Below are 16,712 nucleotides of genomic sequence, written 5' to 3'. Positions count from 1 at the left end.
CTTGATGCGTAGAGTGCAGCGACAAAATTAAGGCAATGTTAACGTTGTCTTAATTCAGTTAAACGAACATAACGTTTTTATTTCGGGTATTGACCGATGTATGTATTGATTGTGGAAGATGATGCTTTAATGGGTGAGGGCATACAGGCCGGTCTGACGGCATTAGGCATTCAGGCCGAGTGGGTAATGAATGCCGGAGGAGCTGAAACGGCCATGGCCACCGCCAGTTTTGATGCCGTTATTCTCGATCTGGGCTTGCCAGACGAAGATGGCATGCATTTACTCAATCGCTGGCGGGAGCGTGGAAATAACTTACCGGTATTAATATTAACTGCCAGAGATGCAGTACCTGATCGCGTCAGTGGTTTACAAGCCGGTGCGGATGACTATATGAGTAAGCCATTTGATTTAACAGAACTTGCCGCTCGCCTGCATTCTTTAAGTCGCAGAGCGGCAGGACGTGCCACCCAGACGATTCAGCACGGTAGTCTGCAATTTGATCCCTCCACTTTACAAGTCTTGCTAAACAATAAACCGCTGAATTTATCCCGTCGTGAAATTACCGTATTGGAAACCCTTTTGCAGCAACCCGGCCGAGTGGTTACCGCTGCACAGTTGCAGGATCGTCTTTATGGCTGGGCCGAAGGCATTGAAAGTAATGCTGTAGCCGTACATATCCATAATTTACGTCGTAAACTGGGTGATGACTGGATTGAAACGGTTCGGGGCATGGGATATCGATTGGGAGCGCTCAATGAGCCCCGCTAAAGCCAAGGACTATTTACGCTGGCAGTTACTATGGCGGATTGGTATTGCAGTGCTGTTGATGTGGCTGCTATTGGCTCCGTGGTTGCTTATGAGTGTGCAAAAGGAAATGCAGAATACTCTGGATAACCGTCTTGCCGCTTCCGCCAAAATGCTGATGTCTTTAATGTCTCAATATGATTTGGATCCGCTAGTAAATGGCGGTCAACGCAATGCTTTATTTGATCCGGCTGAAAATCTTGATTTACCTGCGACACTTGCCTGCAAGGTAGCCAATGTCGCGGGAGATATTATCGCGGTATCCCATGATGCTCCTGAAAACGTACTGACCACTACGCAGCAAGGCTACCAAAATCGATTGCAGGATGGAGAGCCGTGGCGTGTGTTTAATCTGTCTCAGGGGGGATTGACCATTACCACCGCTGAACGATTGGAAACCAGAGATACGTTGATGCGGTCGGTGGTGATCGCCGCTGGACTACCGTTTTTCCTCAGTCTGGCGGGCACTTTGGCCGTAGTCTGGTTTGGTATTTTGCATGGATTTAAACCATTGCATAGCTTGACTCAGAATATGGCCAGACGTAATACCGAAGATCTTACCTCGTTAGTCTGGGAGCAACGCCCGGCCGAAGTACGCCCGCTGGTGGATGAGATCAATCGACTGTTGCAACGCATGCAGCAGTCTTTGTTACGGGAACGCCGGTTTACCGGTGATGTGGCGCATGAATTACGTACGCCATTAGCTGGAATTAAAACCCAGCTGCAGGTCGCGAGACTGACGCAGGGAGGCAAGGCCATGCATGCCTTGGTGCAGGCAGAAAAGGCGACGGACAGGTTACAACGAACGCTGGATCAGCTTTTATTACTCGCCAGAGTAGAAGGCGATGGGCAATTAGCTGAAAGTACCCATTTACCAGTAGCTGAAATTAATAATATGGCATTAAGTGATGTGCAACATCTGGCAAGACAACACCAAGTGACATTGCGTTGTAATGATGGTGTGGATGAAAAGATCCATGCTTCGGCAATCTTATTATCGGCTGCTTTACGTAATTTGCTGGAAAACGCCATCCGTCATGCACCAGAGAATAGTGTAGTTACCCTGTCAGTTAATTTGGATAAACAGCAATTATGCTGGACGGTAGAAGATGAGGGCCCTGGCGTGTCGGAAAAATTGCTCACTGAGCTAACCCGACGCTTTGTCCATGGTCACCATAGTGATGGAAGCGGTCTGGGGCTGGCAATTGTTGATGCCATTGTCAGACGTTTTAAAGGTGAGCTTAATATCGAAAATGGCAACACCAACGGTTTGCGGGTCACCATCAGAATTCCACTGCCATCCAGTCTGGCTGAAGATGAAAAAAACCTAGGGTAAGCTGGAATCTCAATTGTTTTCCGAGTCACTGCTAATGCAGTGGACTTAGCTGTGGGTTCCATATACGTTGCCACACCCAATTTAAGCCTTCTTTTGCATTTCTCTGCATACCCAATTGTTGTGGTCCTACTGAAATAACATTGCCATCACGTATCTCTGCTAGTTTAAAACGAAAGAAATAATTGGGTTCCATGCCCATACGTAAATCTGTCGCAACAATCATATTGTCCTGTTGCTCAAGCTTGAAGTTGTCCTGAGTAAACCAGTTTATTCTTTTGATATAGGTTTGATCGGGCAGAAGTTTTTTCAGCTCCATACCGCGCTCGAATTGGGTAAATGAAAATGCTGTGTCGCCGTCAAAAATCGAACGAAAACCTTCGTAATAAACCTCTTCATCAATCACCACTATCCGCCATAAAAGGGTATTTAACGGTGCCGGAGTGATTTTAATATGCTGATAGTCAATCTGTTGTTTTTGTAATGCCTGTTCAGTTTGCTGTGTTATCCAGTATTGGGCTGCATAGCTCCAGCCAAGATAAGCCGTGCTGAAGATAAGACTACCGATCATGACAGCATGGCTCAGCCGTTTTCCGGCGGCCAGAAGTATTGCCAGGAAGCCTGCAGCGAGTGGCAGACTATAGAGCGGATCGATAATAAATATACTGCCAATCGAAGCAGGTGGAGGCATAAAGGGCCAGAAAAGCTGCGTTCCATAAACGGTCATTGCATCCAGTCCACTATGGGTAATCCACACCAACCAGATCAACGCCAGCCATCGTCGAAAATCCACTCTCTGATCCAGTTTACTCATTAGCCAGGCCACTAACGGTGCAAGCAAACTGTGCACAATCCATGAATGGGTCCAGCTCCGGTGGAAAGTCATGGTGTCCAGGTCATTAGCATATTGGATGAATACATCAAGGTCCGGCAAGATACCGAAAGCAGCACCATACAAAACAGAAGCTCTGGGCGCTTTGCGTCCTGCAACGCTGTAAGCCACTGCACTGCCAAGTAACGCCTGCGTAATCGTATCCATGAATGTAATGACTCCTTATTGTGATTGTTAAGCAGACCTGAACAGCGGAATTATGGTTCGTTGATCAGCTTTAAATCTATCTTAATAAAAATTCTGGGAAGATATCTTGCGCTGATAGGAATTAGTCCTGTAAATTGCAGGAAGTATCTCCTGCTTTATTGGAATCTCAGTTATGAAACACCCCATGCCAAGCCCAACGCCGGGACAGGCCGATTTACAACCTATTATTCAAGCCCTTAACACCGGGCAGGCAGGTTTTGCTGAATCGGCAGCAAAAAAACTGCTTAAATCTTATCCGCGTTCTTTTCCGGTATTAAATCTTTATGGCAATGCCTTGGCAGCGCAAAATAAATTTAAAGATGCGGTTAGTGTGTTTCGTAAAGCTACTGAAATTGACCCTAATGTACCCGAGATTTACTTCAACATGGGTATTTTATTGACCAATTTGAATCGTATTGACGAAGCGATTAACAGCTATAAAAAAGTACTGAGATTGAAACCCGAATTGACAGATGCCCTTTATAACCTGGGCTATGCATTGCAATCCCAAAACCGCTTTGAAGAGGCGGGTCAGTATTATCAAAAAGCCATTGAACAACAGCCGAATTTCCTGGAAGCCATTGCCAATCTTGGCGTTTGTCTGCAGGAACAGGGTCGGTTGGAAGAATCGGTAGCGATATATCAGCGTGCGTTAACGATTTCACAGGATGCCCAACTGTATTTTAATCTTGGTACAGCACTTAAAAATCAGGGAAAACTGGCCGATGCCATTGCTGTCTATAATCAGGCGCTGGAATTAAAACCAGACTATGCTGAAGTGCATAGTAATATCGGTGAAGTTTTGCGTGATCAGGGACGTTATGATGAATCAGTTGCTGCCTACAAACGCGCATTGGAGCTGGATCCCAGTTTACCTTTGGCAAATTACAGTCTGGCAGTCTATTTCTATGACAGTGGCGATTTGCCGCTGGCTTTACGCTATTTTCAACAATCGCAGTACGCGGATTGGCAAGAACGTTCTTTATATTGTCTGTATAAAACTGAGCGATTTGATGAATTCAAACAGGGCTTGGATCAACTGAAAAAAGCCCGCCATAGCTCGCCATTTCTGGCGACACTCGCAGGACATTACGCCGAAAACTTTGGCACGGTGAATGACTATAATTTCTGTAAAAATCCGTTGGATCTGGTTTGTCATGTGCAAGTGCCGGAATTAAAAGGCGATAGCGAACTGCTAAAACAACTACTGGCGGATATCGAACAGGCCGATATTGAAGAAAAAAGTCAGGGCCGTCTGCATCATGGTGTGCAGTCTGCAGGAAATTTGTTTAAACGCTCAGAGGCCAGCTTTCAGCAAATCGCCAAATTGGTAGCGCGTGCCATAGATGATTATCGCGAAAATCTAAAAGGTGAAAGCGGTATTTTCGCCAAAGGGTTCCCTAAGCAAACCGTGTTTGCCAGCTCCTGGTACGTCAGAATGAAAACCGGCGGGCATTTAACGTCGCATATTCATGAAGAAGGTTGGGTAAGCGGAGCGTTGTACCTGGCAGTGCCCAAGCAAAAAACACATCCCGATGAAGGCAGCATTGAGCTAAGCACCCATGGGGATGATTATCCCAAGCAACATGACAAATTTCCCAGCAAAACCATCGCACCTGAGGTTGGGGATATTGTGATGTTTCCCTCATCGGTATTTCATCGCACGATTCCCTTCAACTCGGATGAGGAACGGATTTGCATTGCCTTTGATCTGAAACCGGCCTGAGCCGGTTCAACGTGGACTGACCTGAAATACACCCACTAATTGGGATAATGTTTGGGCTGTATTACGAACCATTGTCGAACGAGATTGCAAAGCACTGACCGCTGACTTTAATTGTTCAGCAGATACTCCTACTTGTCGGGCAGTATCGCCGTGTATATGGCTGTTGTTTGCCAGTTGTTTGATGGTGGAGAACATCTGCTCGACCAGAATATGCAACTCACCATTATCGCTTGAAGCTTGTTCAGTCATTTTCAAACTTCTGTCGACGTTTTCTACTCCAGTTTCCATAAAGCGCATGGCTTCCTGAGTTTCCTGTTGCATGCCTTCTATCATGCGTTGAATTTCGTCGGCAGAATTCGCTGTGCGTGAGGCCAAATTACGAACCTCATCGGCCACGACTGAAAAACCTCGGCCATGCTCGCCGGCCCGGGCCGCTTCAATAGCAGCATTTAATGCCAGCATATTGGTTTGATTAGTAATTTCAGTGATAACATTGATTATCTTGCCGATTTCAGAGGTTCGGTCATTCAGTGATCTGACTGAATTAGCCGTATTTTCAACGACGTTGCGTATCTCTTGAGTGCCTTTGCGGGCACTTTCAAATTGAACCCGAGCGTCTTCCACGACTCGGTCCATTTCAAGTTTCATGGTCTCGGCGGTTTGATTAGCCTGGCCGATATCCTCTATTTGCTCTTTCAACAGATCGAGCATTTTAGTTATTGCGTCGGTCACTTCTGCTGATACCTGATAGGCCTCACGGTTGGTATCTAACATGGATTTATTGGTTTGGTGTACGTCGTGACTGGAAAAAATCACCTGTCCGACGATGCCATCCAGATTATCGATAAAACTGTTAATCCAGCGACCCATGTCGCCTGTTTCATCGGCCATCATTTTTTCATTATTCAGGCGTTGCCGGAGATTTCCCTCACCCTCAGCAATCTCCTGGATAACTCGTGTCATTTCATTCATTCGATCTGCAAGTCGTTTAGTACTGAATTTACGGATTAGTAATGCAATGATAATCATCATGCAAACGGATACCGTGTCGATAGCAAATTGAGGTAGCGTGGTGAAATAGTGTAAAGCACTGTTTACCCCCACCAACGCTATCATGCCTGAGACAAAGCCTTTCAATAAGCTGACATTCACTGAGCGGCGACGGTAAACCTCTTCCAGGTCGCCCTCACACATCATTCCCCAACGATCAGGAGAGCCTGTTAATTGAAAAGTCACACCTTTACCAATGACGGGAATATGCCGGTAATCTGAATAACCAGGATAAGTGACAAACAGGTTTTCGCCATTGCGAATAGTTTCGCGTACCCCCGGGTGTAATTGGCCAGTCGCCGGATCGGTAAACCGAATTTCGAACTCGGTATGCCGATTAACTTTAACCACTCCCCAATGAGTGTTTATGCCGGACTTAAGATTTTCACCATGCGAGAAAGTGTTATCTTCAAACCGTGATCGGGACAGAGCAACGCCTTGCTGAATCATCGGGTCAAAACGTGATTCCACCATAAAAATATAGTTGTCCCCAGACTCTGGATAAACATGACCTGCTTCGCGTTGAATTAAATCACTTACTACGTCATTGGGTACACGGCCACATAACGCACCAACAACCTGATCGCCGTTTACTAACGGCAGATAAAACATCAAAGTCACTTCATCATGAAACTTTGAACTTGAGGGCCCAATCTTGAGCGTTAACGGATCGGTATAGGGACCATGCAAAAAGGGCTGTTTCAGACCTTGTTCAACGGCGTTGTTATTCAGGTCATGCTGGCCGATATGTGCTGAATAAGTCGATTGGATCACTCGACCGCTCTTTTCAATAATAAATATCTCGGAAAAATGTTTAGCAGAGTTCAGCCGTTGTTCAAGCAGAGAGCTATCCATATCACCGAGAGAACCGGGTAATTGCTCTGCGAGTAGCTTGAGCTGATTCCATTGGGAATGCGTCCATTGCTGTAGTAGTTTGACACGAGTTGCCGCAATTCCTTCGAATGTATGTTCAACTTCGGCATAGGTATCACGATTGAGATAACAGCTCCATCTCATGGCAAACTTTCCCGTTTGACCAAACCAGGGGAGCCAGTGTCGTTCAGCAACACTCAAATTCATCGACTGACTTTTTAAAGACATAGCAATTGATACCTTAGTTAGGAATACTCCAAAAGGGGTAGGCAATTTCTAAACCAGTCTGTGAAGTCGATTAAAAACAAGTGGTTAATCGTTAAAGAGAAAAAAATACCGCACTGGGTTGGTGCGGTAGGGGAGGAGCAGCGGGTTTTATTAGTGCACTTAAAAAGAGTAATGTAAATACCTGTTTTACAAGTCTATTATCTATGATTCTTGTTGGATCTTATAGGTTTTTGACGACGTCCAATACTTCATCAATATGTTGTTTGACTTTGACATTTCGCCATTCATGGATCAGCTTTCCTTCTGTATCGATAAGGAATGTACTGCGAACAATGCCCATGTATTCACGTCCATAATTTTTCTTCAGCTGCATCACGCCAAACAAGTTACAGACTGTTTCATCAGCATCAGAGAGTAAGTCAAAAGGAAATTGCTGTTTTTCCTTGAAGTTTTCATGAGCACGCACGCTGTCTCTGGAGATCCCGAATATCAGTGTGTTGTGAGCATTAAACGTCTCAATATGATCACGGAAATTCTGACCTTCCAATGTGCATCCTGGGGTGTTGTCTTTGGGGTAAAAATAGATAAGCACATTCTTGCCATGCAAGTCGGAAAGCCGGATGTTTTTATCGCCAGTGGAAGGCAATTCAAAATCCGGTACGGTTTGCTGTAAATTAACTGTCGTCATTAAACGTTCTCCATTAGTGATTATTTTGCTGGCAGTACCTTACCCAAAGCAGTCCGGTCTTGTCATCTACTGGCTGGCAAAGTACCATGCCAGTTTATTTTCGCGGAGTCTGATGAATATGTTCAGCGGCAGTATGGTAGCTCTGGTAACACCCATGCGGGCGGATGGCTCGTTAGACGGTGAAAGCCTGCGCAAGCTCGTTGATTTTCATATTCAAAATGGCACCAGTGCGATTGTGGCTGTCGGTACTACTGGTGAGTCCGCTACATTAAGCATTGATGAGCATACAGATGTAATTCGTCAGGTGGTGGAGCAGGCTGCGGGTCGCATTCCCGTCATTGCCGGTACCGGTGCCAACTCTACCGAAGAAGCCATTGAACTGTCCCATTACGCTAAACAATTAGGTGTTGCGGCCGTTCTGTTGGTCACACCTTATTACAACCGACCGACTCAGGAAGGTTTGTATCTGCATTTTAAAGCGATTGCTGAAGCGGTGGATATTCCGCAAATCCTCTATAACGTTCCCAGCCGCACAGCCTGTGACTTATTACCGGAAACTGTTGGTCGTCTGGCCAAAATCGGCAATATTATCGGTATTAAAGAAGCGACCGGAGATGTACGAAGAGTGTCGTTAATTAAGGAACTGTGTGACGATAATTTCGAACTTTATACCGGCGAAGATGCCAATACCGTTGATTTTATTCTGGCGGGTGGTCGTGGGGTCATTTCAGTGACTGCGAATGTGGCACCTGCCTTAATGAGCCAGATGTGTGAATCTGCTTTGAAGGGTGATGCTGATAATGCCCGTGAAATAAACGATAAATTATCTTTACTGCATCAGCGGTTATTTTCTGAATCCAATCCTATTCCGGTTAAATGGGCTCTCCATGAAATGGGTCTGATACCGGAAGGGATACGTTTACCAATGACAGTTTTGTCTGAACAATTTCATCAACCGGTTCGTGAGGCGCTGGTCACTGCCGGTGTTCTGAATCCCTAAGTGAGTGAATGTAATTAAATGAACACAAATCGTTTTAAGTTGAAAGCCTGTGGAGTGCTGGTCGCAGTAAGCGTTTCAGGTTGTGGGTTAATGCCATCACTGGATGAGGTTGCTCCTGATAATACCCAAAAGTATCGTAAAGCAGAAACAATGCCACCGTTGGACATTCCACCTGACTTGAGCACATCACGAATCAACGATCAAATCGCTGGCAATCAGCAAAGCTCAGCAACGTATTCCGAATATGAAGAAGCCAGCACCAATCCATTAGCAGCGCGTTATAACATCACTCCAGAATCCAAACCTGCTTTATCGGGCGAGGGGGATGATCGGCATCTGGTCGTTCCGGGAGACCGTGATGAAACCTGGCAACGTATTGAAGCTTTCTGGGCGGATATCAATATGAATATTCACCGTAAAGATCAGCGTATTGGTCTGATGGATACCCAGCCGGACGTTGATGGCTATGCCTATCGTGTTCGTATGGAGCGCGGAGATGTAAATCGTTCGGCTCGAGTTTATGTGAATGGTGTAGATGATACCAATCGCAACAATCAGAAAGATGAAGCGATGCTGCGTCAGTTGGCTGAATATCTTGGTGGCTTATACCAACAGGATAAAGCACGTGCTGAGGCCTCTTTGCCAAGCTCAGCAGCACAACAAACTGAAGCGCGTGTCATTTTGTTGGATGAAGCCGAAGGTCAACAGGCTTTATTGGTGGAGCAGGAATTCACTACCGTTTGGGATCGTGTCGGTCGGGTATTGGATAGCCGTGGTTTTGCTGTTGAAGATCGTGACCGTTCACGTGGTACATATTACGTGCGCTACCTGGATCCATTTAACGAAGCTGAGAGAGAAGAACCTGGCTTCTTTGGTCGTATGGCTTTCTGGAAAGATGACGATGAGGTGGCGCCTGAAGAGTACTACTACATCAAACTTATTTCAGATGCGTCAGATACCCGTATAACCGTACTGGATTCTGAACAGGTTCGTACTTCTTCAGAAACAGCGAAACGTTTACTGGGTCTGATTCAGGAACAATTGACTCAATAATGCGCTTTGCATCACTTGGCAGCGGTAGCCGGGGCAATGCAACACTGATTTCACAGGGAAAAACCACAATTCTGGTGGATTGTGGTTTTTCTGCTCGTGAAACTGAAAAACGTCTGCGGCGTGTTGGTCTGACGTCTTCGGACCTCACCGCTATTCTGGTGACACACGAGCATGCCGATCATATCGGTGGCGTTCGAGTTTTATCACAGAAATTCAATATTCCGGTTTATGCTACACCCGGCACGGCAGCAGGTTTACCTGTTGATGTGATGCCGCATATTCACGAGTTTAGCTGTCATGAGCGTTTCAATGTTAATGATATTGAAGTCTCACCGTTTCCGGTGCCACACGATGCGCGTGAACCCAGTCAGTTTGTGTTCCACAACGGTGATTTCCGCTTAGGCCTGTTAACTGATGTTGGTTTTATCACACCGGTGATCGAGTCAGCTTTGACGTTGTGTGATGGGCTGATGCTGGAAGCGAATCATGATATGGCAATGCTGGATCAGGGGGAATACCCGGAATATTTAAAACAGCGGGTTGGTGGACGTTTTGGTCATTTAAATAACGTGCAATCTGCCGAATTACTTGCGAAAATTGACACCTCACGCTTGCAACACATTGTTGCAATGCATATCAGCGAAAAAAATAATTCTCCGACCTTGGTGAGTCCTTTATTTGCTGATGCACTGAACTGCACACCAGACTGGATTGGCATCGCTGAACAAGATGCCGGATTTGACTGGCGCGAACTTAAAAAAGCCTAAGAGAAAACACCATGCAAAAATTACAGCAACTCTATGCCGGTAAAGCCAAAAGCGTCTTTGCTACAGAAGACCAGGATTATGTTGTGCTCAGTTTCCGGGACGATACATCGGCATTTGATGGTGAACGTATCGAACAATTAAGCCGTAAAGGTGAGATTAATAATAAGTTCAATGCATTTATCATGGAGCAATTGGCCAACGCGGGTATTCCGACGCATTTTGAAAAACTGCTCAGTGCCAATGAAGCGCTGGTCAAAAACATGAAAATGATCCCGGTGGAATGTGTGGTGCGTAATGTGGCTTCAGGCAGTCTGGTCCGCCGGCTTGGCGTGGAAGATGGAATGGAGCTTAATCCGCCGGTATTTGAGTTTTTCCTGAAAAATGATGCTCTGCATGACCCAATGGTTAATGAATACCATATCGCCACTTTTGGCTGGGCCACCGATGAACAGGTCCAACGGATGAAAGCGCTGACTTTTGAAGTGAATCAGGTGTTGAAAAAATTGTTTGCTGATGCCGGGATGATTCTGGTGGATTACAAACTGGAATTCGGTGTGTTCAAAGACGAAGTCTATCTCGGTGATGAGTTCAGCCCGGATGGATGCCGTTTATGGGATGCTGAAACCCGTAAAAAACTTGATAAAGACCGTTTTCGTCAGGGGCTGGGTGGTGTGATTGAAGCCTATGAAGAAGTTGCTCAGCGGATTGGTGTGCCTTTGTAGTTGATATAACCACAGAGACACAGAGACACAGAGGGCACAGAGGTTTTAAAAGATTTATCCGCAGATTACGCAGATGTTCGCAGAATATTCACGTCATAATATCAACGGACCTTGTTTCATTAATCTTTAGATTGATGAATTTAAAAAACTCCGTAGGTTGGCGCTGACCCTGCGAAGTCCAACACCTTGTTTATGTCGGGTTACGCTGCGCTAACCCGACCTACATTATTTTTAAACTGTGTTTCTGTGGTTTGTATTCTTTTAATCTGCCTAATCTGCGGATAAAAATACAGCTGATATGAAATAGTCGTTGTTTCTATCCAACGCGCCTTGCCACTCGATCAATCAGCCGACATAATCCTTTTTTGTTTATTCGCCAGAACAGGGAAGCTTATGTCGCGTTATCTCTCAAAATACCCACTATTGCCGCAGCAGCCAATTGAATGGTTATTGGCATTACTCTTCCTGGTATCTCCCTTTTACCTGGCCTCCAGTCTTGGCGGTACGGGGTTTGATCTGCCATTTAATATTACTGTCTGGGCGGCGGCGACATTAGTTATTGCTTATTCAGTCTGGTATTTCTGTGGGCAGGATAAGCTGATTCTTCCAGCAAATTACAAAGGTCTTTTGGCCTTACCTGTTGGTATTCTGCTGGCTGCAGCACTTGCTGGCGTTCAGGATCCAATTACCTGGCTGTTTCGTATTGTGTATGTAATGGCAGGTGTGATTTTTCTGTTTGGATTATTTCAGTTTCGGCTGAAAAACACCGACAGGATTTTGTTGCTGATTGCTATTGCAACCCTTATCCATAGTTTCGTTGGTGTTATTCAATTGTTTGAGTTACCAATTTTGCAGAATTGGATCCCACGTACCTCGATAGTGACTGCTACCGGTGTTTTTCAACAGGTCAATGTGATGGCCAGTTTCCTGACTACCGGCATATTGGTTTCAGTTTATCTTTGTTTAAGACCGATTGCTTATAAGCGTTTTTATCTAAAAGTCTTTTTACTACTAACCATAGGTATTGCGGCTTATGTGATGGTTGCAACAGGTTCAAGAATAGGACTGTTATCAGGCGTATTAGGATTACTAATGTTGCTCATAGCCTATCGAAGTCAAGTCAGTAAAAACTGGAAAACGATGGTTTCTGCTTTATTGCTAATTGTGGTGGCCAGCTGGTTAGCAAAAGAAGGGTTACACAGAACATTTGATAAATCTTACCAAATGGTAGCAGCGCAATATTCAGATCAACGTCTGAGTATTTACCGAATTTCTCTTGATGCTTTTTCTGAAGCCCCAATAAGAGGACATGGTATTGGCAGTTTCCTGGAAAAATTTGGCTTGGCTTCTTCTGCGTTTTATCAACAACATCCTACTGCAAATATGCCAGGTTATATAGCCCATCCACATAATGAACTTTTGCAATGGGCCATTGAAGGAGGATTATTGGCTTTACTGGGCATTCTTATAGCGATGTTCAGTGTGTTGTGGTTCGTATTCAAACATAAACATCAAAGAATACTTGCCTATCTTGCATTATTACTACCGATAACTTTTCATACACAAGTTGAGCATCCCTTTTACCTATCCTCATTTCACTGGTTTATTTGGTTAACATTATTATTTGGATTACTTAACCATCATTTAAAATTCAAGCAGAATCTGCTTAGTGATGCAGCGAATAAATCACTTCGGGTTTTAATCCTGCTTTTGCTAAGCATTTCATTAGTCTTTTTATGGCAAACCGCACTGGCGCAACAGCAGCTATATACCTATTTGACTCAATCCCAGCAATCTCCCCAACTTAATCATGTGTTAAGTAATATGTATTACAAAAACTATGCTGAGAAGATTGTCATGCGAACACATCTGCATGATGCAATTGTAAGAAAGGATGCAGAAAAACTTATTCAGGTTGTGAGTTGGTTTGAATACGAACTGAATAAAAAACCAGAGTTAAAACTATTTGAAGACGTAATTAATGGTTATTTTGCTATGGAAAAGCCTGAAAAGCGTTGTGAAACCATTCGTAAAAGTTTGGAGTATTACCCGGCAAATAAAGTTTTAATTAAACTACAAAAAGATTGTTTAGCAAGAAACTGACAAAAAACGTCATAAACTGACGTGCCTGAGTAATTTGCGAATATTGAAAATAAATATTTAAATCTTAACTAACTGTTTTTAAAAATAAAAAAACATTGGCATGGAGAGTGCTCTATTAATTTGGAGCACAAAGCTTGTCGTCTATTTACGGAGATTGAAATATGAAAAAAACACAACAAGGTTTTACATTAATTGAATTAATGATTGTTATCGCGATCATTGGTATTTTGGCGGCAATCGCTTTGCCTGCGTACCAACAATATACTGAACGTGCCCGTTTTTCTGAGGTGGTATTAGCAACTTCTCCTCATAAAATTGCTTTTGAAGTTGCAGCTCAATCTGGTCGCCTAACGGCTTTAGCTGATGCTGATGCTGGTTCTAATGGTATTCCTGGTGCTGTAGGTGCATCTGGATTTGTTAATAGTGTCACAATGGTTGATGGTGTTATTACAGCTACAAGTCAAAATATTAATGCTGCTAATGATGATTATACATTAACTCCAGATGGTATAACCGCACCTATCCAATGGACAGTTGGTGGCTCTTGCTTAGCAGCCGGCCTTTGCTAATAAATATTGTTGAATTTTGTTAAAAGCCCCGATTCATCGGGGCTTTTTTTGTAAGGAGCGGGTTAATTTTCAACATTAAAATATAATTGATATAACTATAAATCAGATATAAGTTTCACTAAAATCCGAAATATCTAAAATCCTTTTTGACAGCTGTCCCTAAATTGCTTTCAATTGCCCCATAAATTCTTAATTGGGGAATCCCGTGGAAAATTATCCAAAAATAATCACTGTTGGCTGGCGAGAGTGGTTGAGCTTGCCTGAGTTGGGTATTCAACAAATCAAAGCCAAGGTGGATACTGGAGCCCGAACTTCCGCCATCCATGCCTTTTCGGTTGAGCCGATTGATAAGAACGGTGAGCTTTGGGTAAGATTTGGGGTGCATCCCAATCAACATGATACCGAGACGGAAATCTGGTGCGAAGCGCGAGTTAAGGACGAGCGCAACGTTACTGACTCGGGTGGTCACACAGAAAAACGTTATGTAATTGAAACGCCACTGAGCGTTGGCGGGCATAGCTGGCCGATTGAAATTACCCTGACCAATCGCGATACTATGTTGTTTCGAATGTTACTGGGACGTACTGCCATGACGACTGGTAATATATTGGTTAATCCGGCATTGTCCTATCAAGCAAGCCCCGCATTCCACGACACTACCCAAGCGCCTAGAGATGAAGCGCTTGATGGAGAATCTGCATGAAAATAGCCATTTTGTCCCGTAATTCGAAGCTGTATTCCACTCGCCGATTGGTTGAGGCAGCGGAGGCACGAGGTCACGAAGTGGATGTGCTGGATGTGCTGCGTTGTTATATGAATATCACCTCGATGAAACCGGAGGTGCATTACAAGGGCGAGAATCTGACCGGTTATGATGCGGTGATTCCTCGGATCGGGGCTTCGGTGACCTTTTACGGAACTGCTGTACTGCGCCAGTTTGAAATGATGAATGTATATCCACTGAATGAGTCAGTGGCGATCAGTCGTTCACGCGATAAACTTCGCGCTCTGCAATTACTGTCACGCCGCGGAATTGGTCTGCCAGTAACGGGGTTTGCACATCGTCCGGATGATGTCGACGATTTAATCAAGATGGTCGGTGGTGCGCCGCTGGTGATTAAATTATTGGAAGGTACCCAGGGCATCGGTGTGGTATTGGCAGAGACTGCTGGGGCAGCTGAGAGTGTTATCGAAGCCTTTATGGGCATGAAAGCCAATATCTTGGTGCAAGAATTTATCAAAGAAGCCGGCGGTGCGGATATTCGCTGTTTTGTAGTGGGTGAGAAAGTGGTTGCCGCAATGAAACGCCAGGGTAAAGAGGGCGAGTTCCGATCCAATCTGCATCGTGGGGGCAGTGCCAATTTAATCCGCATTACACCGGCAGAGCGGGCTACCGCTGTCAGGGCAGCCAAAACGATGGGTCTGAATGTGTGCGGTGTGGATTTATTGCGTTCGAACCATGGACCAGTCGTGATGGAGGTTAATTCTTCGCCAGGGCTTGAAGGTATCGAATCAGCAACCGGTAAGGATATTGCCAGTTTGATTATTGATTTTATTGAAAAGAACTCTGTTTCAGGAACCACTAAAACCAAAGGCCGTGGTTAATGCCTGACGAGTTGATTATTGCCGGGCAAAAAATCGGCCCCGGACAAAATAAAGTAGTTGATGTAGCCCTACCGGATTTGTATATGCATACCTCTTTGAGTATGCCTGTTCAGGTGATGCGTGGACGACGTGACGGGCCTGTTTTATTTGTGTCCGGTGCGGTACATGGAGATGAAATTGTCGGCGTGGAAATAATTCGTCGGCTGGTTAGAAGTAAACGGCTTAAAAGCCTTAAGGGGACGTTGATAACCATCCCGGTGGTTAACGTATATGGTTTTATCAATCAAACGCGTTATCTGCCAGACCGCCGGGATTTAAACCGCTGTTTTCCCGGTTCTGAAGAGGGTTCTCTGGCGGCGCGCCTCGCCAATCTTTTTATGAGCGAGGTGGTGAATAAGTGTACCCATGGCGTAGATTTACATACTGCAGCCATTCACCGCGATAACCTGCCACAGATTCGTGCAGCGTTGGATAATCCTGCCGTTGAAGAAATGGCGAGAGCATTTAATGCCCCGGTTATTTTGAATTCAGGATTGATTGAGGGCTCTTTGCGTTATGCCTGTCAACAGGCCAATGTGCCGGTTATCGTCTATGAAGCCGGTGAAGCATTACGTTTTAATGAACTGGCGATTCGTGCTGGTGTCAGAGGCGTATTGGCGGTAATGCGTAAGCTGGGCATGTTGACTGAATCACGCACGAAACATTTAAAACCGGTAGAACCATTTGTCGCGCGTTCAAGCAGTTGGGTGAGGGCACCGCAAAGCGGAATTTTCAGAATGCTGGTTCCTATGGGAGCCCACGTGACCAAAGGCGATATTCTGGGAATGGTCGCGGCCCCATATGGTGATGAAAAATCGGAAACCAAAGTGGTCGCAATCTGTAGTGGCGTGATCATTGGCAGAACCAATATTCCTCTGGTCAATGAGGGTGAGGCGCTGTTCCATATTGCGCGTTTTAATCGCCCTGACGAAGTTGCGGACAGTGTGGAGGCGTTCAATACCAATCTGGATCCATCAACAGATACCAGCGTTCCAGAAGAGCAACCAATTATCTAGGCCTGCGATTCATCTCGTTACGTAGTAGTGCTGTCATAATATTTTTGCAATTTATCCG

General features: G+C 45.0%; 15 protein-coding genes. 12 read left to right on the top strand and 3 right to left on the bottom strand.

Going from position 1 to position 16,712, the window contains the following annotated elements; translation table 11 throughout:
• Nucleotides 1-96: 96 nt before the first annotated feature.
• Both B3S93_RS07945 and B3S93_RS07940 read left to right on the top strand, forming a co-directional pair.
• Nucleotides 97-768, top strand: coding sequence for a response regulator (locus tag B3S93_RS07945; RefSeq protein ID WP_292399293.1), 672 nt, complete (start codon nt 97-99; stop codon nt 766-768).
• Entirely contained in the window at nt 755-2,140 is a 1,386-nt protein-coding gene (locus B3S93_RS07940; RefSeq protein ID WP_292357489.1) for an ATP-binding protein, read from the top strand. Before B3S93_RS07945 ends, B3S93_RS07940 begins: the two co-directional genes overlap by 14 nt.
• Before the next feature lie 31 nt (nt 2,141-2,171).
• On the opposite strand, the gene B3S93_RS07935 is transcribed toward B3S93_RS07940, so the two are convergent.
• Nucleotides 2,172-3,176: a metal-dependent hydrolase gene (locus B3S93_RS07935; protein WP_292399291.1), complete on the bottom strand. Its 1,005-nt coding sequence runs from the start codon at nt 3,174-3,176 to the stop codon at nt 2,172-2,174.
• 172 nt (nt 3,177-3,348) lie between these two features.
• Here B3S93_RS07935 and B3S93_RS07930 point away from each other — a divergent pair, with 172 nt between their 5' ends.
• Nucleotides 3,349-4,941: a tetratricopeptide repeat protein gene (locus B3S93_RS07930; protein ID WP_292399288.1), complete on the top strand. Its 1,593-nt coding sequence runs from the start codon at nt 3,349-3,351 to the stop codon at nt 4,939-4,941.
• A 6-nt stretch (nt 4,942-4,947) separates the two neighbouring features.
• On the opposite strand, the gene B3S93_RS07925 is transcribed toward B3S93_RS07930, so the two are convergent.
• Together B3S93_RS07925 and bcp are read right to left on the bottom strand one after the other, a co-directional pair.
• Nucleotides 4,948-7,092: a methyl-accepting chemotaxis protein gene (locus B3S93_RS07925; RefSeq protein WP_292399285.1), complete on the bottom strand. Its 2,145-nt coding sequence runs from the start codon at nt 7,090-7,092 to the stop codon at nt 4,948-4,950.
• Between the two features lie 220 nt (nt 7,093-7,312).
• A complete protein-coding gene (bcp, locus tag B3S93_RS07920) occupies nt 7,313-7,780 on the bottom strand; it encodes a thioredoxin-dependent thiol peroxidase (protein WP_292399283.1) in 468 nt (155 codons plus the stop codon).
• A 118-nt stretch (nt 7,781-7,898) separates the two neighbouring features.
• Between bcp and dapA the strand changes: the two genes are divergently transcribed.
• From dapA to B3S93_RS07875, 9 genes are all read left to right on the top strand, one after another.
• Nucleotides 7,899-8,780 carry a 4-hydroxy-tetrahydrodipicolinate synthase gene (dapA, locus tag B3S93_RS07915; protein WP_292357721.1) on the top strand — a complete coding sequence of 294 codons (882 nt, stop codon included), beginning with the start codon at nt 7,899-7,901 and terminating at the stop codon, nt 8,778-8,780.
• Nucleotides 8,781-8,798: 18 nt separating this feature from the next.
• A complete protein-coding gene (bamC, locus tag B3S93_RS07910; protein WP_292399280.1) occupies nt 8,799-9,833 on the top strand; it encodes an outer membrane protein assembly factor BamC in 1,035 nt (344 codons plus the stop codon).
• Complete coding sequence (locus B3S93_RS07905) at nt 9,833-10,600, top strand: MBL fold metallo-hydrolase (protein WP_292399277.1); 768 nt, start codon at nt 9,833-9,835, stop codon at nt 10,598-10,600. Before bamC ends, B3S93_RS07905 begins: the two co-directional genes overlap by 1 nt.
• An 11-nt stretch (nt 10,601-10,611) precedes the next feature.
• Nucleotides 10,612-11,322: a phosphoribosylaminoimidazolesuccinocarboxamide synthase gene (purC, locus tag B3S93_RS07900; RefSeq protein WP_292357475.1), complete on the top strand. Its 711-nt coding sequence runs from the start codon at nt 10,612-10,614 to the stop codon at nt 11,320-11,322.
• A gap of 393 nt (nt 11,323-11,715) precedes the next feature.
• Complete coding sequence (locus B3S93_RS07895; protein WP_292399275.1) at nt 11,716-13,425, top strand: O-antigen ligase family protein; 1,710 nt, start codon at nt 11,716-11,718, stop codon at nt 13,423-13,425.
• A 161-nt stretch (nt 13,426-13,586) separates the two neighbouring features.
• Nucleotides 13,587-13,994, top strand: a complete 408-nt coding sequence (locus B3S93_RS07890) for a pilin (RefSeq protein WP_292399272.1) — start codon at nt 13,587-13,589, stop codon at nt 13,992-13,994.
• 205 nt (nt 13,995-14,199) lie between these two features.
• On the top strand, nt 14,200-14,697 hold the full coding sequence (locus B3S93_RS07885) for an ATP-dependent zinc protease (protein ID WP_292399270.1): 498 nt from the start codon (nt 14,200-14,202) through the stop codon (nt 14,695-14,697).
• Nucleotides 14,694-15,599 (top strand): 30S ribosomal protein S6--L-glutamate ligase, encoded by a 906-nt coding sequence (gene rimK / locus B3S93_RS07880; RefSeq protein WP_014706795.1) that lies wholly within the window; start codon nt 14,694-14,696, stop codon nt 15,597-15,599. Before B3S93_RS07885 ends, rimK begins: the two co-directional genes overlap by 4 nt.
• Nucleotides 15,599-16,654 (top strand): succinylglutamate desuccinylase/aspartoacylase family protein, encoded by a 1,056-nt coding sequence (locus B3S93_RS07875; RefSeq protein WP_292357466.1) that lies wholly within the window; start codon nt 15,599-15,601, stop codon nt 16,652-16,654. Before rimK ends, B3S93_RS07875 begins: the two co-directional genes overlap by 1 nt.
• Nucleotides 16,655-16,712 lie beyond the last annotated feature (58 nt).

Source organism: Methylophaga sp. UBA3613, assembly GCF_002375415.1.
Classification (GTDB): Bacteria; Pseudomonadota; Gammaproteobacteria; order Nitrosococcales; family Methylophagaceae; genus Methylophaga.
The sequence above is the reverse complement of the archived record's forward strand: the minus strand, read 5'-3'. Positions and strand labels throughout refer to the sequence as shown.